We start from the raw sequence: 19439 nt of genomic DNA on the forward strand, positions 1-19439 counted from the left end.
TCGGCCTCCGCCGCTTCCTCATCGAGGTATTCGTTGCCGCGCAGGCTCTCGGGATCTTCGCGGCCCTTGGGCGCCGCCATCAGATACACCACGGCCCCGATGAACACGAAAGTCGATGTGAACGAGTTGATCCGGATGCCGGCGATGTGGGTGGCGGTATCGTCGCGCAGCAGCTCGACGCCGAACCGCCCGACGCAATAGCCCGCCACGTACAGCGCGAACAGCCGGCCGTGGCCCAGCGTGAAGCGCCGGTCGGCATAGATCAGGGCCACGAAAACCAGGACGTTCCAAATCAATTCGTAGAGAAACGTCGGCTGCACCACGAAGGCGATCTGGCCCGTCGAGATGCCGTCCAGCGAGTGCGGGTCGATGTATCCCGTGGGGTCGCGGCGGTAGAAGACCTCCAGACCCCAGGGCAGCGTCGTTTCGCGGCCGTAGAGCTCCTGGTTGAAGTAGTTACCCAGCCGGCCGATCGCCTGCGCCAGAATGATTCCCGGTGCCAGCGCGTCGGCGAAGGCCGGAAGGGGTATCCCGCGCCGGCGGCAGCCGATCCAGGCGCCGACGCCGCCGAGTGCCACCGCGCCCCAGATGCCCAGGCCGCCGTCCCAAATGCGCACGGCCGCACCGAGTCCCGCGCCGCCCGGCCCCCAATACGTTCGCCAGTCGGTGGCCAGGTGGTAGAGCCGACCTCCGACCAATCCGAACGGCACCGTCCACAGCGCGATGTCATAGATCACGCCGCGCTCGCCACCGCGCGCCTCCCAGCGCCGGTCGCCGATCAACAGCGCCGCCACGATGCCGGCGATGATGAACAGCGCGTAGGCCCGGATGGGCAGCGGCCCCAGGTGCCATACACCCTGCGGCGGGCTCGGGAAGTAGGCCAGCAGCTTCGTCACGAGGCCGACGCCCCCCGACGAACACCGGCGGCGAGTTCCTCAGTCAGCGTGCGCAATGCAGTCAACCCCCCGTCCCCCAATGCCGTCACCAATGCGGACCCCACGATGACACCGTCGGCGTAGCTGCCGATCTGGGCGGCCTGCTCTCCCGACCGCACCCCCAGACCCACCCCGACGGGTATGTCGGATACCTCTTTGACCCTGCTCACCAACTCGGGCGCGGCGTTGGACACGACATCACGCGCCCCCGTCACCCCCATCGTCGAAGCGGCGTAGACGAATCCACGCGACGCCTCGACCGTCATCGCCAACCGCTGCGGGGTCGAGGACGGCGCCACCAGGAAAATCCGGTCCAGCCCATGCCCGTCCGATGCCGCCAGCCACTGCGCCGCCTCATCGGGGATGAGATCGGGAGTGATCAGGCCGTACCCCCCCGCCGAGGCCAGATCCCGAGCGAACGCGTCAACGCCGTAGTGCAACACGGGGTTCCAGTAGGTCATCACCACGGCATGTCCACCGGCCGCGCTGATCGCCTCGACCGCGGCAAGCGTGTCGCGCACGCGCACGCCGGCGTGCAGCGCGGTCTCGGTCGCCTTCGCGATGGTGGGGCCATCCATGCCCGGATCGGAATAGGGGACGCCGACTTCGATGATGTCACAACCCGATTCGACCAGCGCGGTCATCCCGTTCACCGATGTCGGCACGTCGGGGTAACCGGTGGGAAGGTAGCCGATCAGCGCCGCCCGGTTGTCGTTGCGGCAGCCGTCGAATATCGACTGAAGCCTGCTCGCTTCGCTTTGCTTGACACTCATCGATCGCTGGACCCCAGCAGCCCGAACCACTTCGCGGCCGTCTCGACGTCCTTGTCACCGCGCCCGGACAGGTTCACCACGACGATCGCTCCCGGTCCCAATTCGGGGCCCAATTTCAGCGCGCCCGCTACGGCGTGCGCGGATTCGATCGCCGGGATGATCCCTTCGGTCCGGCACAGGACGCGGAACGCCTCCATCGCCTCCGAGTCGGTGATCGGACGGTACTCGGCACGCCCAATCTCGCGCAGGTACGCGTGTTCGGGACCCACGCCGGGGTAATCGAGACCGGCTGAGATGGAATGGGATTCGATCGTCTGGCCATCCTCGTCCTGCAGCAGATACGAGAACGATCCCTGAAACGCCCCGGGCGAGCCGCCGCTGAAGGTCGCGGCGTGCCTTCCGGTTTCGACACCGTCGCCGGCCGCCTCGAATCCCACCAGCCGCACACCCGGATCGTCGATGAACGGGTGAAAGATGCCGATGGCGTTGGATCCGCCGCCGATGCAGGCCACCACCGCGTCGGGCAAGCGTCCGGCCTGAGCCTGGATCTGGGCGCGCGCCTCGAGGCCGATGATGCGCTGAAAGTCGCGCACCATGGCGGGGAAGGGATGCGGGCCCGCCGCCGTGCCGAAGCAGTAGAAGGTGTTGTCGGCATTGGTAACCCAATCCCGAAACGCCTCGTTGATGGCGTCCTTGAGCGTCTTCGAACCGCTCTCGACCGACACGACCGTCGCCCCCAGCAGGCGCATCCGCGCCACGTTGAGCGCTTGGCGCTCGGTGTCCACGGCGCCCATGTAGATCACGCAGTCCAGCCCAAGCAAGGCACACGCGGTGGCGGTCGCGACGCCGTGCTGCCCCGCCCCGGTCTCGGCGATCACCCGCTTCTTGCCCATCCGCTGCGCCAGCAACGCCTGTCCGAGCACGTTGTTGATCTTGTGAGAACCGGTGTGGTTCAGGTCTTCTCGCTTGAGGAAGATGCGCGCGCCGGCGTGTTCGGACAGCCGCGGCGCCTCATACAGGGGTGAGGGCCGGCCGGCGTAATGCGCCTGCAGGTAGTCCAGCGTGTCCAGGAAATCCTGGTTGACCCGTTCCTTCTCGTAGGCGGCGGTCACCTCTTCGATCACGGCCATCAACGCCTCGGCGACATAGCGGCCGCCATAGACACCGAAATGGCCACCCGCATCGGGTTCGTGGCGGGTGGGTTCGGCGATGGCTGCGCTCGGATGCGGAAGGTCCGGGCGGGACAGGTCCACCATCACCAATGCTCTACGCGGGGATGGCTCATGGGGTTCAACGTATCAGCGCGGGGGGCTCTTCAGTGACGAAGCGACTAGCGAGCCGGTTTCGGACAGGACGGATGGGTGCCCGCGGTGACCAGGTCGGCGACCGCGGCGCGCGGGTCACCGCTTTTGACCAGACCTTCGCCGACCAACACGGCGTCGGCACCCGCACCGGCGTACGCCAGCAGGTCCCCGGTACCGCGCACGCCTGATTCGGCGATCCTGATCACGTTGCTGGGCAGCCCGGGAGCGATGCGCGCGAAGCAATCCCGGTCCACCTCGAGCGTCGCCAGATCGCGGGCGTTGACACCGATTACGTTGGCGCCGGCCTTCAGTGCCCGGTCGGCTTCTTCTTCGGTGTGCACCTCGACGAGCGCCGTCATGCCCAGCGATTCGGTGCGGTCCAGCATCGACACCAGCGCCGACTGCTCCAGCGCGGCGACGATCAGCAGCAGCATGTCGGCGCCGTGCGCGCGCGCCTCGTGGATCTGATAAGGCTGCACCACAAAGTCTTTGCGCAGAATCGGTATCGAGACCGCCGCGCGCACCGCGTCGAGGTCGTCGAGCGAGCCGTGAAAACGTCGCTCCTCGGTCAAGACGCTGATGATGCGGGCGCCGCCGTCTTCGTAGGCCCGGGCCAGCTTGGCCGGATCGGCAATGGTCGCCAAAGAACCCGCCGACGGGCTGGCACGCTTGACTTCGGCGATGACGCCGATTCCGGGCTCGCGCAGAGCGGCCATCACGTCGCGTGGCGGCGGCGCGGCCGCCGCGGCGGCCTTGATCTCGGACAGGCTGATGAGCGCTTCGCGCGCGGCAACGTCGGCCCGGACTCCCTCGAGGATGGAGTCAAGCACGGTTGCCGGACTCATGCCTGTCGTTTCCCTTCGCCCTGTTCGTCCGCTGTCATCCCACGGCCACTGTGGTGTCCCCAGCCGATTGCGACGACGTGAATGAAGGGTAGCGGCCCGCGGCTTGCGGTCCGTCACCGACCCTCGGTGTCAGACTCGCCTGCCCGATCGGTCGGGTCGCGCCCCTCGTCAAGCGCGTCCCAGATCATCCGCTCCGACATTCCCGGCGTCTCCGGCTGCTCCAGCATCGCCCCGTCGGCCTCTTCGCGTTGCACAATCGACCGGCGCGTCGCCGGTGTCGCGTACTTTCTCGCGCTCGAGCGGGTGGATACCGAGTCCGACGCGGACCGCATGAGTAGGACGGCCGCGATCAGCGTGCACGCGGCGGCCGCCACCGTGACGCCCGCGCCCCAGTACCGCCGCTCGCTTCCGACCAGCGACATCACCGACACGTGGCCCAGTTCGGCGCCGCGGACCGCCACGTCGGGCAGCGCCCACAGGCTGACCCCGAGGTAGCCGACCGCCAGGCTGATCACCGCCAGCAGCCCCGCCAGCGCGCGCAGCAGCCACCCCCGCACGGCGATGGCGGCGACGGCCCCGGCCAGCAGCAGCAGCGCCAACGGCAACAGCGCCGTCGACCAGGTGCCCCCGGCCAAGGTCACCTGCTTGGGCGGCCCGAGCCCGTCGAACGAACGGATGACGACCCACGGCAGGCGGGAGGCCACCCACAACGCCCCTGCGGCGACCACGAGCACGAGCTGGGCGATCCGAATCAGCCAGCGGCCGGCCGGACGGCCGGTGTCGGCCTCACTCATGGCCCGCGGGTTCGGTCAGCGTCTCGGCGGCGGCGATCGCGCTGAGCACCGCGCGGGCCTTGTTGGTCGCCTCGGTGTACTCGTAGGGGCCGTTGGAGTCCGCCACCACCCCGCCACCGGATTGCACGTACGCGGTGCCGTCGCGCATCAGGGCGGTGCGGATGGCGATCGCGAAGTCGGCATTGCCGGCGAAGTCCAGATAACCCACCACGCCGCCGTACAGGCCGCGGCGCGTCTTTTCCACCTCTTCGATCAGCTCCATGGCCCGGACCTTCGGCGCGCCCGACAGGGTGCCGGCCGGGAAGCAGGCCGTCACCGCATCCAGGGCGGTACGACCCTCGCCGAGGGTGCCGGTCACCGTCGACACCAGGTGCATGACGTGGCTGTAGCGCTCGATGTGGCTGTAGTCCTCCACGCGCACGGTGCCCGGCGCGCAGACCCGGCCCAGGTCGTTGCGGCCCAGGTCGACCAGCATCAGGTGCTCGGCGCGTTCCTTCTCGTCGGCCAACAGCTCCTTTTCCAGCAGCTGGTCCTCCTCGTCGGTGTCCCCGCGCCACCGGGTGCCCGCGATCGGGTGGGTGGTCGCGGTGCCGTCGGCGACGGTGACCAACGCCTCCGGGCTGGAGCCGACGATCGAAAAGTCAGTTCCCCCAGTGCCATTCGGCACATGCAGCAGATACATATAGGGGCTGGGATTGGTGACCCGCAACATCCGGTAGACGTCGATCGGGTCGACGTGGGTGTCCATCTCGAACCGTTGCGACGGCACCACCTGGAAGGCTTCACCCGCGGCGATCTGCTCGACGAGGTAGTCGACGATCTTGCCGTACTCCTCGACGCTGCGCTGCGCGCGGTAGCGCGGCTCGGGCCGCTCGAACGTGCCGACCGTGGACGACAACGGCTGACCCAGCGCCGCGGTCATCACGTCCAGGCGGGCGATGGCGTCGTCGTAGGCCTCGTCGACGCGCTCGTCGGTCCCGTTCCAGTTCACCGCGTTGGCGATCAGCGTGATCGTGCCCTCGTGGTGGTCGACCGCCGCCACATCGGTGGCCAGCAGCAGCAACATGTCGGGGAGCTTGAGGTCGTCGACGGCCAGTTCGGGCAGCCGTTCCAGGCGCCGCACCATGTCGTAGGCGAAGAACCCGACCATGCCGCCCGACAGCGGCGGCAGGCCCTCGAGCGGGCCGGTGGCCAGCACCTCCAACGTGGTGCGCAGGGCCTGCAGCGGGTCGCCCCCGGTCGGCGCGTCCTGCGGCACCACGCCCAGCCACACGGCTTCGCCGTCGCGCACGGTCAGCGCCGACGGCGACCCCGCGCCGATGAACGACCACCGCGACCAGGAACGGCCGTGCTCGGCCGACTCCAGCAGAAACGTGCCCGGACGGTCGGCGGCGAGCTTGCGGTAGGCCGACAACGGGGTCTCGCTGTCGGCCAGCACCTTGCGGGTCACCGGGACCACGCGGTGCTCGGCCGCCAGCTGGCGAAAGTCCTCTCGTGAGGTCGTCGCGGCGAGGTGGGCGTGCACCGATCCATCCTCCCAGACGCGTACACAACCGAGCCGGACAGCGTCCGGCGTAGCGTGTCCGCCATGAAACCTGGTGACACCGTCGCGGACTTCGAACTGCCCGATCAGACCGGGACGCCGCGCAAGCTCAGCGAACTGCTCTCCGGCGGGCCCGTCGTGCTGTTCTTCTACCCGGCCGCGATGACACCCGGCTGCACCAAGGAGGCGTGCCACTTCCGCGACCTGGCCGCCGAGTTCGCCGCGGTCGGGGCCAACCGGGTGGGCATCAGCGCCGACGCCGTGGACAAGCAGGCCAAGTTCGCCGACCTGCAGAAGTTCGACTACCCGCTGCTGTCGGACACCGACGGCGCCGTCGCCACCCAGTTCGGCGTCAAGCGCGGCCTGCTGGGCAAGCTGATGCCGGTCAAGCGCACCACGTTCGTCATCGACACCGACCGCACGGTGCTCGAGGTGATCTCCAGCGAATTCAACATGGACAGCCACGCCGACAAGGCGCTGGCGACGCTGCGCGCGCGGGCGTGACCGTCAGGGGCTGACCGCCAGGAACACGTAGGCGGCCAGCAGCACCAGATGCACCTCGCCCTGCAGGCGGGTGGCCCGGCCCGGCACCACGGTCAACACGCTGATCACCACGGTCAGCGCGAGCAGCACCAGCTGGATGGCGCCGAGGCCGAGCACCAGCGGCCCCTTGAGCCATATCGACGCCAGGGCGATCGCCGGAATGGTGAGCCCGATGCTGGCCATCGCCGAGCCATACGCCAGGTTCAAACTGATCTGGATGCGGCCCTTCCGCGCCGCGCGCACCGCCGCGAGCGTCTCGGGCAGCAGCACCAGCGCCGCGATGATCACCCCCACGAACGACTGCGGGAAGCCGACCGCGGTCACCGCCTTCTCGACGGCCGGTGACTCCTCCTCGGCCAGGCCCACCACCGCCACCAGGGCGCCGAGCATCAGCCCCAGGCTGGTCAGCGCCGCGCGGGTGGTCGGCGGTTCGGCGTGGCTTTCGTCGGTGAACAGGCTCTTTTGGCCCTTCTGCGCGATCGGCAGAAAGAAGTCGCGGTGCCGCACCGTCTGGGTGAAGACGAACATCAGGTAGACCAGCAGCGAGGCGACCGCGGCGAAGGCGAGCTGGCCGGGCGAGAACTCCTTGCCCACGGTCGTGGTGGTGAACGCCGGCAGCACCAGGCTCAGCGTCGCCAGGGTGGTCAGCGTGGCCAGCGCGGCGCCGCTGCCCTCGGCGTTGAACAACGTCACGCCGTAGCGCCGCGAGCCGAGCAGCAGCGACAGCCCGGCGATGCCGTTCGTGGTGATCATCAGCGCGGCGAACGCGGTGTCGCGGGCCAGCGTGGCCGTCTCGTTGCCGCCCGACGCCATCAGCTCGACGATCAGGGCCACCTCGATGACCGTCACCGCCGCCGCGAGCACCAGCGACCCGAACGGCTCACCGACCCGGTGCGCGACCACCTCCGCGTGATGCACCGCGGCGACCACCGCGCCGATGAGAAACAGCGCCGTCAGCCCGACCAGCACCGGCCCGAGCGTCTCGCCCCAGATCAGTGCCAGCACGACGACGGAAAGCACCGGCACGACGATGTTCCAGGACGACCATTTCGACATTGACCACCATTCTTGTCGATGTCGTGGGCCCATGCCCGCCAAAGGTGACCCTTGACACGTCCGGCCGCGCCCACCGGCCCGGCGTCGGACCGCGTCGTAGGGTCAGCGCTGCGGCGGCAGCAGCTCGTCGGCGTCGAAGCAGCTGTGGTCGCCGGTGTGACACGCCCCGCCGACCTGGTCGACCGTCAGCAGCACCGCGTCGCCGTCGCAGTCCAGGCGCACCGAGTGGACGTATTGGGTGTGACCGGAGGTCGCTCCCTTGATCCACTGCTGGCCGCGGGACCGCGAATAATAGGTCGCCTCACGGGTTTCCAGGGTGCGGGCCAGCGCCGCGTCGTCCATCCAGGCGACCATCAGCACGTCACCGCTGCCGCGCTCCTGCACGACGGCGGTGAACAGGCCCTCGGCGTTGCGCTTCAGCCGCGCGGCGATCTGCGGGTCGAGCGTCATCGGGCCATCCTTACCGGGATCCCCGCCTCGGCCATCGCCGCCTTCACCTGCCCGATGGTCAGCTCCCGGAAGTGGAACACGCTGGCCGCCAACACCGCATCGGCGCCGGCCGCGATCGCCGGCGCGAAATGCTCGACCGCTCCGGCGCCGCCGCTGGCGATGACCGGCACCGTGACCGCCGAACGCACCGCCTGCAGCATCTCCAAGTCGAAGCCCGCTTTGGTGCCGTCGGCGTCCATCGAGTTCAGCAGGATCTCCCCCACCCCCAAATCGGCTCCGCGCGAAGCCCATTCGACCGCATCCAGACCGGTGCCCCGGCGCCCGCCATGGGTGGTGACCTCCCAGCCCGACGGCGTCGGCACGGCGCCCGGGGGCACGGTGCGGGCATCGACGGACAGCACGATGCACTGGGAACCGAACTGGCGCGCCATCTCGGCCAGCAGCTCGGGCCGGGCGATCGCGGCGGTGTTGATGGACACCTTGTCGGCGCCCGCGCGCAGCAACACGTCGACGTCGGCGACCGTGCGCACCCCGCCGCCGACGGTCAGCGGGATGAAGACCTGCTCGGCGGTGCGGCGCACCACGTCGAGCATGGTCGCCCGTCCCGACGACGACGCCGTCACGTCGAGAAAGGTGAGCTCGTCGGCGCCTTCGGCGTCATAGGCGGCCGCCAGCTCCACGGGATCGCCCGCGTCGCGCAGGTTTTCGAAGTTGACCCCCTTGACCACGCGGCCGTCGTCGACGTCCAGGCACGGGATCACGCGCACGGCAAGGCCGTTGGGATTGGGGGGCATCTCAGTAGTCCTCCGGTCGGCCCGTGGCGCGCAGGATTTCGAGGATCTCGGCGTGGGCGTCGGGGCCCGCCGCCACCGCCGAATCCGACGCGGGTGTCCACGCCTGGCCGGCCAGGTCGGTGACGACACCGCCGGCGGCTCGCACCAGCGCGACCCCGGCGGCGTGATCCCACACGTGGCCGCCGAAACTTATTGCCGCACCCAATATTCCGTCGGCGACGAACGCGAGGTCAAGGCCGGTGGAGCCGTGCATGCGCAACCGCGACGAGACCCGGCTGAGGTTCTCCAGCAACGCGATTCGGTAGCGGCCCGGGAACCGGCCGCGGGCGTCGGCGCTGAACGAGCCCGCCCCGACCAGCGCGTCGGCCAGGTCGATGGAGGTCAGCGGCGGCTGCGGCACCCCGTTCTTGCGCAACGGGCCACCCGTCACCGCGGTGTAGCGCTGGTCGAAGAACGGCAGCCAGGTCAGCCCCGCCACCGGATCGCCGTGGTGCAGCAGGCCCAGCAGGATCCCGGCCATCGGCGATCCGGCCGCGTAGTTGAAGGTGCCGTCGACGGGGTCCAGCACCCACACCCAGGGCGAGTCGACGGCCGAACCGCCGAATTCCTCGCCGTGGACCCCGATCCCGGTGGCCTCGACGAGCGCGGCGACCACCTGTCGCTCGATCGCGAGGTCGACGTCGGTGGCGAAGTCGTTGCCCTTCTTGCGGACCGCGGAATCGGCGCGGTGCCCGGAAAGGAATGGCTCGGTCGCGTCGTCGAGAATCGCCGACGCCTGCGCCACCAACGCGTGCACGTCCATGCGGTGTTACTCCGCCACCGCGGCCAGCGCCTGCGGCAAGGTGAAGCGCCCGGCGTAGAGGGCCTTGCCCACGATGGCGCCCTCGACGCCGCGGCCGGTGAGGGTGGCGATCGCGCGCAGGTCGTCGAGGCTGGAGACGCCGCCGGAGGCGATCACCGGGGCGTCGGTGCGCTCGGCCACCGACGCCAGCAGGTCAAGATTCGGCCCGCCCAGCGTGCCGTCCTTGGTCACGTCGGTGACCACGAAACGCGAACAGCCTTGCCCGTCAAGGCGTTCCAGCACCTCCCACAGGTCACCGCCGTCGGTCTCCCAGCCCCGCCCGCGCAGCCGGTGTTCGCCGTCGACGATCTGCACGTCCAGGCCCACCGCGACCTTGTCGCCGTGCTCGGCGATCGCGCGGGCGCACCATTGCGGGTTTTCCAGGGCCGCCGTGCCCAGGTTCACCCGGGCGCAGCCGGTGGCCAGGGCCGCGGCCAGCGAGTCGTCGTCGCGGATGCCGCCGGACAGCTCCACCAGCACGTCGAGCTTGCCGACCACCTCGGCCAGCAGTTCCCGGTTGGAACCACGCCCGAACGCGGCATCCAGATCCACCAGATGGATCCATTCGGCCCCGTCGCGCTGCCAGGTCAGCGCGGCGTCCAGCGCCGAGCCGTATTCGGTTTCACTGCCCGCCTTGCCCTGTACCAAACGCACGGCACGGCCGTCGACCACGTCGACCGCGGGCAACAAGATCAACACATCTCCTCCTGTGTGCCGGGCGCGCAACGGGTTACGTGCGCGCGCGGCTGGTGCTTGACGAAAAGCGCTTGCGCGTGGTCCTTCACAATCCCTGGACCCAATTGCTCAACACGGCCGCGCCGGCATCCCCGCTCTTTTCCGGGTGGAACTGGGTGGCCGACAACGGCCCGTCCTCGACCGCGGCCAGAAAGGGGCCTTCGTGGGTGGCCCACGTCAGCACCGCATCCGGCGAGCCTTCCCATTGCTGGGCGGCATAGGAATGCACGAAGTAGAACCGGGTATCGGGGTCGAGTCCCTTGAACAGCACGGTCCCGGGCCCGGATTCGACGACGTTCCAGCCCATGTGCGGGATGACCGGCGCCTGCAGCCGCGTGACGTATCCCGGCCACTGCGCGCACCCCGCGGTTTCCACACTGAATTCGACGCCGTGGGCGAACAGGATCTGCATGCCGACGCAGACGCCCAGCACCGGGCGCCCGGCGGCGACCCGCTCGGCGATGATGCGGTCGCCGCCGATGCCGCGCAGTCCCGTCATGCAGGCCTCGTAGGCACCGACGCCGGGCACCACCAGTCCGTCGGCGGCGGCCGCGGCATCGGCGTCGCCGGTCACCTCCACCGACGCACCGACCCGCTCGAGCGCGCGCTGAGCCGACCGCAGGTTGCCCGAGCCGTAGTCGAGGACAACGACTTTCTTGGGTGCCGTCACAGCACCCCTTTGGTGGAGGGCACGTCCGAGACGCGGGGGTCGGACTCGACCGCCTGGCGCAACGCCCGGGCAACCGCCTTGTACTGCGCTTCGGTGATGTGGTGCGGATCGCGCCCGTACAGGACGCGCACGTGCAGCGCGATGCGTGCGTTCATGGCCAGCGATTCGAACACGTGCCGGTTGATGACGGTGTGATAAGGCACCGAGTTGCCGGCAATGGTGGTGTGCTGCAAGTGATCCGGTTCCCCGCTGTGCACACAGTAGGGCCGCCCGGACACGTCGACCGCGGCGTGGGCCAGCGTCTCGTCCATCGGGATGAAGGCGTCGCCGAACCGGCGGATGCCGCGCTTGTCGCCCAGGGCCTGGCCGAGTGCGGTGCCCAGCGCGATCGCGGTGTCCTCGATGGTGTGGTGCCCCTCGATCTCGACGTCGCCCTTGGTGCGCACGGTCAGGTCAAAGCTGGCGTGGCTGCCCAGGGCGGTGAGCATGTGGTCGAAGAACGGCACACCGGTGTCGATGTCTACCTGGCCGGTGCCGTCGAGGTCGAGTTCGACGACGATGTCGGATTCCTTGGTGCGGCGCTCGATGCGCGCACGTCGGGTGGCGGTGGCTGTCACGGTGCTCCTACAGGGCTGGGGGTCTCGGGTGCCAGTTCGGTGGCGGCGATCTGTGCGCTGGCGCGCAGGAACGCGTCGTTCTCCTCGGCCAGCCCGGTGGTGGCGCGCAGGTAGCCGGGGATTCCGACGTCGCGGATCAGCACGCCGGCGTCCAGGTAGCGTTGCCAGGTGGCCGGCGCGTCGGCGAATTCGCCGAACAGCACGAAGTTGGCGTCGCTGGGGATCACCCGAAAACCCATGCCGGTCAACGCCGCCCCGACGCGTTCGCGTTCGGCGATCAGGGTCGCCACGCTGCCCAGCGTGTCGTCGGCGTGCCGCAGGGCCGCCCGCGCGGCGGCCTGGGTGAGCACCGACAGGTGATACGGCAACCGCACCAGCAGCATCGCGTCGATCACCGCCGGCGTGGCGATCAAATAACCGAGCCGGCCGCCGGCGAACGCGAACGCCTTGCTCATGGTGCGCGAGACGATCAGCTTGGTCGGATACTCCGCCACCAGCCCGACCGCGCTGGGCTGCGAAGAGAATTCACCGTAGGCCTCGTCGACGATCAGGATGCCGGGCACCACGTCGAGCAACCGCCGCAGGTCCGGCAGCGAAACGCTTTGGCCGGACGGATTATTCGGGCTGGCGACGAACACCACATCGGGACGGCGATCGGTGATGGCGGCCACGGCGGTATCCACGTCCAGGCTGAAGTCGTCGGCGCGGGTGGCATGCAGCCATTCGGTGCGGGTGCCGTCGGCGATGATCGGGTGCATCGAGTAGGACGGGACGAACCCGATGGCACTGCGCCCCGGGCCGCCGAACGCCTGCAGCAATTGCTGCAGAATCTCGTTGGAACCGTTTGCCGCCCATAGGTTTTCGACTCCGAGCGCAACACCGGTCTGGGCGCTCAGGTAGGCGGCCAGGTCGGTGCGCAGGGCCACCGCGTCGCGGTCGGGATACCGGTGCAGGTCCGCGGCGGCCGCGCCCACCGAGCGCACCACGTCGTCGACGAGCGCCTTGCTGGGCGGGTGCGGATTCTCGTTGGTGTTCAGTCGCACCGGGACATCCAATTGCGGTGCGCCGTAAGGCGATTTACCGCGCAGGTCGTCGCGCAGCGGCAGGTCATCGAGGGTGGGCCTCTCGGTCGTCATCGCTCGAACCTCCGCCGCACCGCTTCGCCGTGTGACGGCAGGTCTTCTGCCTCGGCGAGCGCGATCACATGTCCGGACACGTCTTTGAGGGCCGCCTCGGTGTAGTCGACCACGTGGATGCCGCGCAGGAAGGTCTGCACGGACAGGCCGCTGGAATGCCGGGCGCTGCCGGCGGTCGGCAGCACGTGGTTGGATCCCGCGCAGTAGTCGCCGAGGCTCACCGGCGCATACGGGCCAACGAAAATGGCTCCCGCCGAACGGATCCGGCCCGCCACGGCCGGCGCGTCGACGGTCTGGATCTCCAGGTGTTCGGCGGCGTAGGCGTTGACGACGGTGACGCCGGCGTCCAGGTCGTCGACCAGGATGATGGCCGACTGGCGGCCACCGAGGGCCGCGGTCACCCGTTCGCGGTGCACGGTCGTGCGCAGTTGGGCGGCCAGCTCGGCGTCGGTGGCCGCGGCCAGCTCCGCGCTGGGGGTGACCAGCACGCTGCCCGCCATCTCGTCGTGCTCGGCCTGACTGATCAGGTCGGCCGCCACGTGCGCCGGGTCGGCGGTGTGGTCGGCCAGGATCGCGATCTCCGTCGGGCCCGCCTCCGCGTCGATGCCGACGCGCGACCGGCACAGCCGCTTGGCGGCGGTGACGTAGATGTTGCCGGGCCCGGTGATCATGTCGACCGGCTCCAGCTCGGCGCCGTCGAGGTCGGTGCCGCCGTAGGCCAGCAGCGCCACCGCCTGCGCGCCGCCCACGGCCCACACCTCGTCGACCCCCAGCAAGTGGGCCGCGGCCAGGATCGTCGGGTGCGGCAGTCCGTCGAACTGCGCCTGCGGTGGGCTGGCCACCACCAGCGAGGCGACGCCGGCGGCCTGGGCCGGCACGACGTTCATCACCACGCTGGAGGGGTAGACGGCGTTGCCGCCGGGCACGTAGAGGCCCACCCGGTCGACGGGCACCCATCGCTCGGTGACCGTCGCGCCCGGGGCCAGCGTCGTCGTCACGTCGGTGCGACGCTGGTCGGCGTGCACCGCGCGGGTGCGTTCGATCATCACCCGCAGGGCGTCGGCCACCCGCGGGTCCAGCTCGGCCAGGGCCTTCTCGAGCGCGGCGCCCGGCACCCGGACGGCCGCGGGGCGGATCCCGTCGAAGGTGGCGCCGAACTCGAGGGCGGCCTCGGCGCCCCGCTCGGCGACGGCCTGCACGATGGGCCGGACCTTGGGCAGCACCGCCTCCACGTCGGCGCCGCCGCGGGGCAACGCCGCCCGCAATCGCGCAGCCGTCAACTCCGTGCCCCGCAGGTCGATACGGGCCATCGGCGACGGTTGGGTCGGGCTCACGGTGTCCATTGTCCCAGAGGAACTCAAGTCGATATCCGACCGGTACAGTGCCGGTATCGAGGCCATACCCCGCGCTGAAAGCAAGAGCCGACCCAGGGAGGCGCCATGTCCGCCAAGGATCACCCCCACAACGCCCCGGGCGTCCCGATGGTGTTCCCGCCCTGGTTCGAGCGGTTTCAGATCAAATACTTCAACCCCGCGGTCAAGCCGATCGCCCGCTTTCTGCCGGGGACAGCGACGATCAAGCATCGCGGCCGCACCTCCGGCAAGCCGTACGAGACCGTCGTCACGCCCTACCGCAAGGGCAATGTGCTGGCGATCGCGCTGGGTCACGGCAAAACGAACTGGGTGAAGAACGTGCTGGCCGCCGGCGAGGCCGACGTGCAATTCAGCCGCAACCGGACGGTGCACCTGGTCAACCCGCGGATCCTGCCCGCCGGCTCGGACGGGGACGGGCTGCCGGCGATGGCGCGCATGCAGCTGCGCCGGATCGGGGTGTTCGTCGCCGACATCGCCTGAGGCTGGCCTCGGTTAAGGCCTTCTGAGTGTGCGCCGGTGGCGCAGGGTGTGCGCCCAGGGCGGCGACACGCCGGGAAGCGCCGCCCACGATTCACACTCAACGCCCGGGATGCCCACTCGACGCGCCCGATACCGGACGCCACAGCCCCACCTACATGTCGAGGCCGATGTCGAGCACCCGGACCGAATGGGTCAGGGCGCCCACGGCCAAGTAGTCCACCCCGGTCGCGGCGTAGGCCGCCGCGTTGTCGATGCTGAGTCCGCCCGAGGATTCGAGCAGCACGGCGGGTGCGCGCGCGTCGCGGCGCTGCACGGCCATCTGCGTCTGCCACACCGGGAAGTTGTCCAGCAGGATCAGCTCGGGCTTCTCGGGCAGCACTTCGTCGAGCTGCTCGAGCGAATCCACTTCCACCTCGCACGGCAGCTCCGGTGCCGCGTCCCGCACCGCCCGCAGCGCGTCGACCACCGATCCCGCGGCCACCACGTGGTTGTCCTTGATCAGGGCGGCGTCGCCGAGCCCGAGCCGGTGGTTGACCCCGCCGCCGACCCGGACCGCGTACTTCTGCAAGACGCGCAGGCCGGGCAGCGTCTTGCGGGTATCGCGCACCTTGGCCTTGGTGCCGTGCACGGCGGCCACCCAGTGCGCCGTGGTGGTGGCGATCCCGGACAGGTGGCAGATCAGGTTGAGCATGGTCCGCTCGGCCGTCAGCAGACCGCGGGTCTCGGCTCGCAGCGTCAGCACCGACTCACCCGGCTGTAGGTGGGCACCGTCCTCGACGCGGTCCACCACCTCGTAGCCGCGGGCGCCGAGCACCTCGTCGAGCACCAGCAACGCGACGTCGATGCCGGCGATCACGCCGGGCTCGCGGGGCACCATGGACGCCGTCGCCACCGCCTCGGCGGGCACCGTCGCCAGGGTGGTGATGTCGGGTCCGTAGCGCAGGTCCTCCACCAGTCCGCGCTTGATGGTGTCGCGCGCGGCGGTCAGTTCGCAGTCCGACATCGACGTCATACGACCGCCGCCAACGCCTCCACCAGCACCGCGCCCTGGTCGTCGGCCAGGCGCAGCACGTTGCTGCGTCCCAGCTCGGAGGCCGTCCGCGGGTACTCCGCGCGGTGGTGGCAACCGCGGCTCTCGGTGCGCGCCAGGGCCGCGGCCGTGACCGCGCGGGCGGTGAGGGCCAGCGCGACATCCTCGAAGTCCCGGCGGCCGGACACGGGGCGGACCTTGGCCTGGGCCAGCATGGTCGACAACCGGGTGAGGCCGGCGGCGTCGCGCACCACCGAGGCGTCCCGGCTCATCGCGTGTTGCAGGTCGGCGCGCCGCGGGGCGGTGTGGACGAGCGGCTCGGGGGCGACAGCGTGAACACGGCCGGTCGCCGCCGCATGTGCGGCCGCCGCCTTGCCGGCCCGCCCGCCGACCACCAGGCCTTCGAGCAGGCTGTTGGACGCCAGCCGGTTGGCGCCGTGCAGTCCGGTGCGGGCCACCTCGCCCGCGGCGAACAATCCGGGCAGCTCGGTCTGGCCGTACACGTCGGTGACGATGCCGCCGCAGCTGTAATGCGCCCCGGGAACCACGGGAATGGGTTGGCGGACGGGATCGATGCCGGCGGCCCGGCAGGCGGCCGTCACCGTCGGGAACCGCTTGGCGAAGTCGCCGATGTGCCGCGCGTCCAGGAAAACGCAGGCATCGCCGGTCGCCTTGAGCCGGGCGTCGATGGCCGCGGCGACGACGTCGCGGGGCGCCAGATCACCCATCGGGTGAACGCCCGCCGTCACCGAATCGCCTTGCCGGTCAATCAGTCTGGCGCCCTCGCCGCGGATGGCCTCGGTGATCAGTGGCCGCCGTCCGCTGGCGGCATCCGGGGAGAACAGCATCGTGGGATGGAACTGGATGAACTCGAGATCGCTGACCGCGACACCGGCCCACAGGCCCAGCGCGATGCCGTCGCCGGTGGAGCCCTCGGGGTTGGTGGTCGCGCCGTACAGGTGCCCGAGGCCCCCGGAGGCCAGGATCACCGAGGGCGCGCTGATGATTCCGTAGCCGTCCGGGTTGCCCACCAGGACGCCGGTCACGGACGCACCGTCGCGCAGCACCCGCAGCGCCACATGACCGGTGCGGATGTCCAGCGTGCGGGCCGCATGGTCGAGGGCGCGCTGCACCTCCGCGCCGGTGGCGTCGCCGCCGGCGTGCACGATGCGGCGCCGGGAATGCCCGCCTTCGCGGGTCAGCGCCCACTTGCCCGGTGCGGACTCGTCGAATCGTGCTCCGTCGCCGACCAATTCGGCGACCGCGGCGTACCCGTCGGCGACGATCGAGTAGACCGACTGGGGGTCGCACAGGCCCGCCCCGGCGACCACGGTGTCGGCGACGTGGGCCTCCACCGAGTCGTCATTGTCCGGTAGCACCACCGCGATGCCGCCCTGCGCGTAGTGGGTCGCGGTCGCGCCCCGCGCCTGGTCGGCCTTGCTCAGCACGACGACGCTGCGCCCGGCGCGATGCGCGGCCAGCGCGGCGGCCAATCCCGCGACGCCGGTGCCGATCACGACGACGTCGGCGCTGTGCGTCCACTGGGGACGGGCGATCATTCGCCACCGCCCGGCTGCCCGATTTCGATCATTCGCTGCACGCTGCGCCGGCCGGCGGCGGCGACGTCGGGGTCGACATCGACTTCGTCGGCCCCCTCGACCAGGCAACGCAGCAGGGCCGCCGGGGTGATCATCTTCATGAACTTGCAGGAGGCGCGGTCGTTGACGGCGCGGAAGTCGACTTGCGGTGCCGCCCGGCGCAATTGGTAGAGCATGCCGACCTCGGTGGCGACAAGCACCTTGCGTGCGTGGGTCTGGTTGGCGGCCTCCAGCATGCCGCCGGTAGACAAGATCTTCACCCGGTCCGGCGGAAAGGCGCCCTCGCCCGCGAGATACAACGCCGAAGTGGCGCAACCACATTCGGGGTGCACGTAGAGCTCGGCGTCGGGATTGGCGCGGGCCTGGTCACCCAGTTCGTCGCCGTTGATCCCTGCGTGCACGTGGCATTCGCCCGCCCACACGTGCAGGTTCTCGCGCCCCGTCATGCGACGCACATGGGCGCCGAGGAACTGATCGGGGCAGAACAACACCTCGCGGTCCGGGTCGATGGACTCGACGACCTCCACCGCGTTGGACGAGGTGCAGCAGATGTCCGTGAGCGCCTTGACCGCCGCCGTGGTGTTGACGTAGGAGACGACGACCGCGCCGGGGTGTTCGTCCTTCCAGGCGCGCAGTTCGTCGGCGGTGATGGAATCGGCCAGCGAGCAGCCGGCGCGCTGGTCCGGGATGAGCACCGTCTTGTCCGGGCTCAGGATCTTGGCTGTCTCGGCCATGAAGTGCACCCCGCAGAACACGATGGTGTCCTCGGGCGCCTCGGCGGCGATCCGGGACAACGCCAGCGAGTCGCCGACGTGATCGGCGACGTCCTGAATCTCGGGCAACTGATAGTTGTGCGCCAGCACGGTGGCGCCGCGCAGCTTCGCCAGGCGGCGAACCTCGGCGGCCCATTGCTCATCACCGGCCACCCCGGCGTAGCCGATGGGCGAGTTCGTGATGTCGGCAATCATGCTTGCGGCGAGCGTGTCCATGCGATTGATAACCGTCATGGCGGCTCCTTTCAGCCCAGGAGGTTTTCGACTTATAATCGAAAACATGGCCCATGGTAGCACCGCCCACGAAGTGCTCGCGGTCGTGTTCCAGGTTCGCGAGGCGACCGACCAGGGCGCGAAGCGGCCGGCGAACAGATTAAGCACGGCGAAACCGCAGCTGAACGTGCTGTTATGGCAGCGCGCCCAGGACCCACAGCAGGGCAAGTGGTCGCTGCCGGGCGGTCAGCTGCGCAACAACGAGGACATGATCACCTCGGTGCGCCGCCAGCTCGCCGAGAAGGTCGACCTCAAAGAGCTGGCCCATCTCGAACAACTCGCGGTGTTCTCCGACCCGCACCGGGTGCCCGGCACCCGGGTGATCGCGTCCACCTTCCTGGGCCTGGTGCCCTCCCCCGCCAGCCCCGAACTGCCGCCCGACACCCGCTGGCACCCGGTGAACTGCCTGCCGTCGATGGCCTTCGACCACGGCCAGATGGTGGACAACGCCCGCACCAGGCTGAACGCCAAACTGTCCTACACGAACATCGGATTTGCTTTGGCGCCAAGGGAATTCGCGCTTTCCACGCTGCGGGACATCTACGGAGCCGCGCTGGGCTATCAGGTCGATGCGACCAACCTGCAGCGGGTGTTGGCCCGGCGCGGCGTCATCACGGCGACCGGCACCATCGCGCAATCCGGCCGCAGCGGCGGCCGCCCGGCCGCGCTGTACCGCTTCACCGACGCGGCGCTGCGGGTCACCGACGAGTTCGCCGCACTCAGGCCCCCCGGCTCGCCAGGCTAGGCTAGGGAAAAAGCGGGCGACGTGGGGGTGAATCGCGTCTGACCTGGCTGGAGTGACGAGAAGTCGCCCACAGTGCGGCGATTGCGTTTTGGTTACCTGCCGTTCGTACGCAAGAATGCCGGGTGGCCACG

General features: G+C 69.9%; 21 protein-coding genes. 3 read left to right on the plus strand and 18 right to left on the minus strand.

Annotated elements, in window-relative coordinates; genetic code table 11:
• The 6 genes from DQP57_RS13075 to DQP57_RS13100 form a co-directional block, all read right to left on the minus strand.
• On the minus strand, positions 1–896 hold an 896-nt coding region (locus tag DQP57_RS13075), incomplete at its 3' end, for a prolipoprotein diacylglyceryl transferase (RefSeq protein ID WP_112633339.1).
• On the minus strand, positions 893–1708 hold the full coding sequence (gene trpA / locus DQP57_RS13080) for a tryptophan synthase subunit alpha (protein ID WP_112633340.1): 816 nt from the start codon (positions 1706–1708) through the stop codon (positions 893–895). The genes DQP57_RS13075 and trpA, both read right to left, overlap by 4 nt.
• Complete coding sequence (trpB, locus tag DQP57_RS13085; RefSeq protein WP_205869112.1) at positions 1705–2967, minus strand: tryptophan synthase subunit beta; 1263 nt, start codon at positions 2965–2967, stop codon at positions 1705–1707. Before trpB ends, trpA begins: the two co-directional genes overlap by 4 nt.
• Before the next feature lie 71 nt (positions 2968–3038).
• Positions 3039–3857: an indole-3-glycerol phosphate synthase TrpC gene (trpC, locus tag DQP57_RS13090; protein ID WP_007776189.1), complete on the minus strand. Its 819-nt coding sequence runs from the start codon at positions 3855–3857 to the stop codon at positions 3039–3041.
• Between the two features lie 113 nt (positions 3858–3970).
• Positions 3971–4651, minus strand: a complete 681-nt coding sequence (locus tag DQP57_RS13095) for a TIGR02234 family membrane protein (protein WP_112633342.1) — start codon at positions 4649–4651, stop codon at positions 3971–3973.
• Positions 4644–6176 carry an anthranilate synthase component I gene (locus DQP57_RS13100; protein WP_112633343.1) on the minus strand — a complete coding sequence of 511 codons (1533 nt, stop codon included), beginning with the start codon at positions 6174–6176 and terminating at the stop codon, positions 4644–4646. The genes DQP57_RS13095 and DQP57_RS13100 overlap by 8 nt, the downstream gene beginning before the upstream one ends.
• Before the next feature lie 63 nt (positions 6177–6239).
• On the opposite strand from DQP57_RS13100, the gene DQP57_RS13105 reads away from it, so the two are divergent.
• Positions 6240–6698, plus strand: coding sequence for a peroxiredoxin (locus DQP57_RS13105; RefSeq protein WP_112633344.1), 459 nt, complete (start codon positions 6240–6242; stop codon positions 6696–6698).
• Between the two features lie 3 nt (positions 6699–6701).
• Here the strand turns inward: DQP57_RS13105 and DQP57_RS13110 are convergent, their stop codons facing one another.
• The 9 genes from DQP57_RS13110 to hisD all read right to left on the minus strand — a co-directional run bounded on the left by DQP57_RS13110 (position 6702) and on the right by hisD (position 14379).
• Complete coding sequence (locus DQP57_RS13110; protein ID WP_112633345.1) at positions 6702–7793, minus strand: calcium:proton antiporter; 1092 nt, start codon at positions 7791–7793, stop codon at positions 6702–6704.
• A 102-nt stretch (positions 7794–7895) separates the two neighbouring features.
• Positions 7896–8243 carry a phosphoribosyl-AMP cyclohydrolase gene (gene hisI, locus DQP57_RS13115; RefSeq protein ID WP_112633346.1) on the minus strand — a complete coding sequence of 116 codons (348 nt, stop codon included), beginning with the start codon at positions 8241–8243 and terminating at the stop codon, positions 7896–7898.
• The gene (hisF, locus tag DQP57_RS13120) at positions 8240–9037 is read right to left on the minus strand and encodes an imidazole glycerol phosphate synthase subunit HisF (protein WP_112633347.1); all 798 of its coding nucleotides are present in this window, start codon (positions 9035–9037) and stop codon (positions 8240–8242) included. The genes hisI and hisF overlap by 4 nt, the downstream gene beginning before the upstream one ends.
• A 1-nt stretch (position 9038) precedes the next feature.
• A complete protein-coding gene (locus DQP57_RS13125; protein WP_112633348.1) occupies positions 9039–9839 on the minus strand; it encodes an inositol monophosphatase family protein in 801 nt (266 codons plus the stop codon).
• A gap of 6 nt (positions 9840–9845) precedes the next feature.
• On the minus strand, positions 9846–10577 hold the full coding sequence (gene priA / locus DQP57_RS13130) for a bifunctional 1-(5-phosphoribosyl)-5-((5-phosphoribosylamino)methylideneamino)imidazole-4-carboxamide isomerase/phosphoribosylanthranilate isomerase PriA (protein WP_112633349.1): 732 nt from the start codon (positions 10575–10577) through the stop codon (positions 9846–9848).
• Positions 10578–10659: 82 nt separating this feature from the next.
• A complete protein-coding gene (gene hisH, locus DQP57_RS13135; RefSeq protein ID WP_112633350.1) occupies positions 10660–11283 on the minus strand; it encodes an imidazole glycerol phosphate synthase subunit HisH in 624 nt (207 codons plus the stop codon).
• Complete coding sequence (gene hisB / locus DQP57_RS13140) at positions 11280–11900, minus strand: imidazoleglycerol-phosphate dehydratase HisB (RefSeq protein WP_112633351.1); 621 nt, start codon at positions 11898–11900, stop codon at positions 11280–11282. The genes hisH and hisB overlap by 4 nt, the downstream gene beginning before the upstream one ends.
• The gene (locus DQP57_RS13145) at positions 11897–13036 is read right to left on the minus strand and encodes a histidinol-phosphate transaminase (RefSeq protein ID WP_112633352.1); all 1140 of its coding nucleotides are present in this window, start codon (positions 13034–13036) and stop codon (positions 11897–11899) included. Before DQP57_RS13145 ends, hisB begins: the two co-directional genes overlap by 4 nt.
• A complete protein-coding gene (hisD, locus tag DQP57_RS13150) occupies positions 13033–14379 on the minus strand; it encodes a histidinol dehydrogenase (RefSeq protein ID WP_112633353.1) in 1347 nt (448 codons plus the stop codon). The genes DQP57_RS13145 and hisD overlap by 4 nt, the downstream gene beginning before the upstream one ends.
• Before the next feature lie 96 nt (positions 14380–14475).
• Here hisD and DQP57_RS13155 point away from each other — a divergent pair, with 96 nt between their 5' ends.
• Complete coding sequence (locus DQP57_RS13155) at positions 14476–14889, plus strand: nitroreductase family deazaflavin-dependent oxidoreductase (RefSeq protein ID WP_112633354.1); 414 nt, start codon at positions 14476–14478, stop codon at positions 14887–14889.
• Between the two features lie 151 nt (positions 14890–15040).
• On the opposite strand, the gene nadC is transcribed toward DQP57_RS13155, so the two are convergent.
• Genes nadC through nadA form a run of 3 tightly spaced genes read right to left on the minus strand, consistent with a single transcriptional unit; the run spans position 15041 to position 18524 of the window.
• Positions 15041–15901 carry a carboxylating nicotinate-nucleotide diphosphorylase gene (gene nadC / locus DQP57_RS13160; protein ID WP_112633355.1) on the minus strand — a complete coding sequence of 287 codons (861 nt, stop codon included), beginning with the start codon at positions 15899–15901 and terminating at the stop codon, positions 15041–15043.
• Complete coding sequence (locus DQP57_RS13165; protein WP_112633356.1) at positions 15898–17478, minus strand: L-aspartate oxidase; 1581 nt, start codon at positions 17476–17478, stop codon at positions 15898–15900. The genes nadC and DQP57_RS13165 overlap by 4 nt, the downstream gene beginning before the upstream one ends.
• Entirely contained in the window at positions 17475–18524 is a 1050-nt protein-coding gene (gene nadA / locus DQP57_RS13170; RefSeq protein WP_112633357.1) for a quinolinate synthase NadA, read from the minus strand. Before nadA ends, DQP57_RS13165 begins: the two co-directional genes overlap by 4 nt.
• A 46-nt stretch (positions 18525–18570) precedes the next feature.
• Here nadA and DQP57_RS13175 point away from each other — a divergent pair, with 46 nt between their 5' ends.
• A complete protein-coding gene (locus tag DQP57_RS13175; protein WP_112633358.1) occupies positions 18571–19308 on the plus strand; it encodes an NUDIX hydrolase in 738 nt (245 codons plus the stop codon).
• Positions 19309–19439 lie beyond the last annotated feature (131 nt).

The organism is Mycobacterium colombiense, assembly GCF_003284935.1.
Classification (GTDB): Bacteria; Actinomycetota; Actinomycetes; order Mycobacteriales; family Mycobacteriaceae; genus Mycobacterium; species Mycobacterium arosiense_A.

What these genes read in the sequence shown, in the direction of transcription:
- DQP57_RS13125 (WP_112633348.1), bottom strand. Translation starts at nt 9,839, where the DNA reads ATGGACGTGCACGCGTTGGTGGCGCAGGCGTCGGCGATTCTCGACGAC.
- nadC (WP_112633355.1), bottom strand. Translation starts at nt 15,901, where the DNA reads ATGACGTCGATGTCGGACTGCGAACTGACCGCCGCGCGCGACACCATC.
- hisI (WP_112633346.1), bottom strand. Translation starts at nt 8,243, where the DNA reads ATGACGCTCGACCCGCAGATCGCCGCGCGGCTGAAGCGCAACGCCGAG.
- trpC (WP_007776189.1), bottom strand. Translation starts at nt 3,857, where the DNA reads ATGAGTCCGGCAACCGTGCTTGACTCCATCCTCGAGGGAGTCCGGGCC.
- trpA (WP_112633340.1), bottom strand. Translation starts at nt 1,708, where the DNA reads ATGAGTGTCAAGCAAAGCGAAGCGAGCAGGCTTCAGTCGATATTCGAC.
- hisD (WP_112633353.1), bottom strand. Translation starts at nt 14,379, where the DNA reads ATGGACACCGTGAGCCCGACCCAACCGTCGCCGATGGCCCGTATCGAC.
- DQP57_RS13105 (WP_112633344.1), top strand. Translation starts at nt 6,240, where the DNA reads ATGAAACCTGGTGACACCGTCGCGGACTTCGAACTGCCCGATCAGACC.
- DQP57_RS13145 (WP_112633352.1), bottom strand. Translation starts at nt 13,036, where the DNA reads ATGACGACCGAGAGGCCCACCCTCGATGACCTGCCGCTGCGCGACGAC.
- DQP57_RS13165 (WP_112633356.1), bottom strand. Translation starts at nt 17,478, where the DNA reads ATGATCGCCCGTCCCCAGTGGACGCACAGCGCCGACGTCGTCGTGATC.
- DQP57_RS13095 (WP_112633342.1), bottom strand. Translation starts at nt 4,651, where the DNA reads ATGAGTGAGGCCGACACCGGCCGTCCGGCCGGCCGCTGGCTGATTCGG.
- nadA (WP_112633357.1), bottom strand. Translation starts at nt 18,524, where the DNA reads ATGACGGTTATCAATCGCATGGACACGCTCGCCGCAAGCATGATTGCC.
- DQP57_RS13175 (WP_112633358.1), top strand. Translation starts at nt 18,571, where the DNA reads ATGGCCCATGGTAGCACCGCCCACGAAGTGCTCGCGGTCGTGTTCCAG.
- DQP57_RS13110 (WP_112633345.1), bottom strand. Translation starts at nt 7,793, where the DNA reads ATGTCGAAATGGTCGTCCTGGAACATCGTCGTGCCGGTGCTTTCCGTC.
- hisF (WP_112633347.1), bottom strand. Translation starts at nt 9,037, where the DNA reads ATGCCCCCCAATCCCAACGGCCTTGCCGTGCGCGTGATCCCGTGCCTG.
- DQP57_RS13155 (WP_112633354.1), top strand. Translation starts at nt 14,476, where the DNA reads ATGTCCGCCAAGGATCACCCCCACAACGCCCCGGGCGTCCCGATGGTG.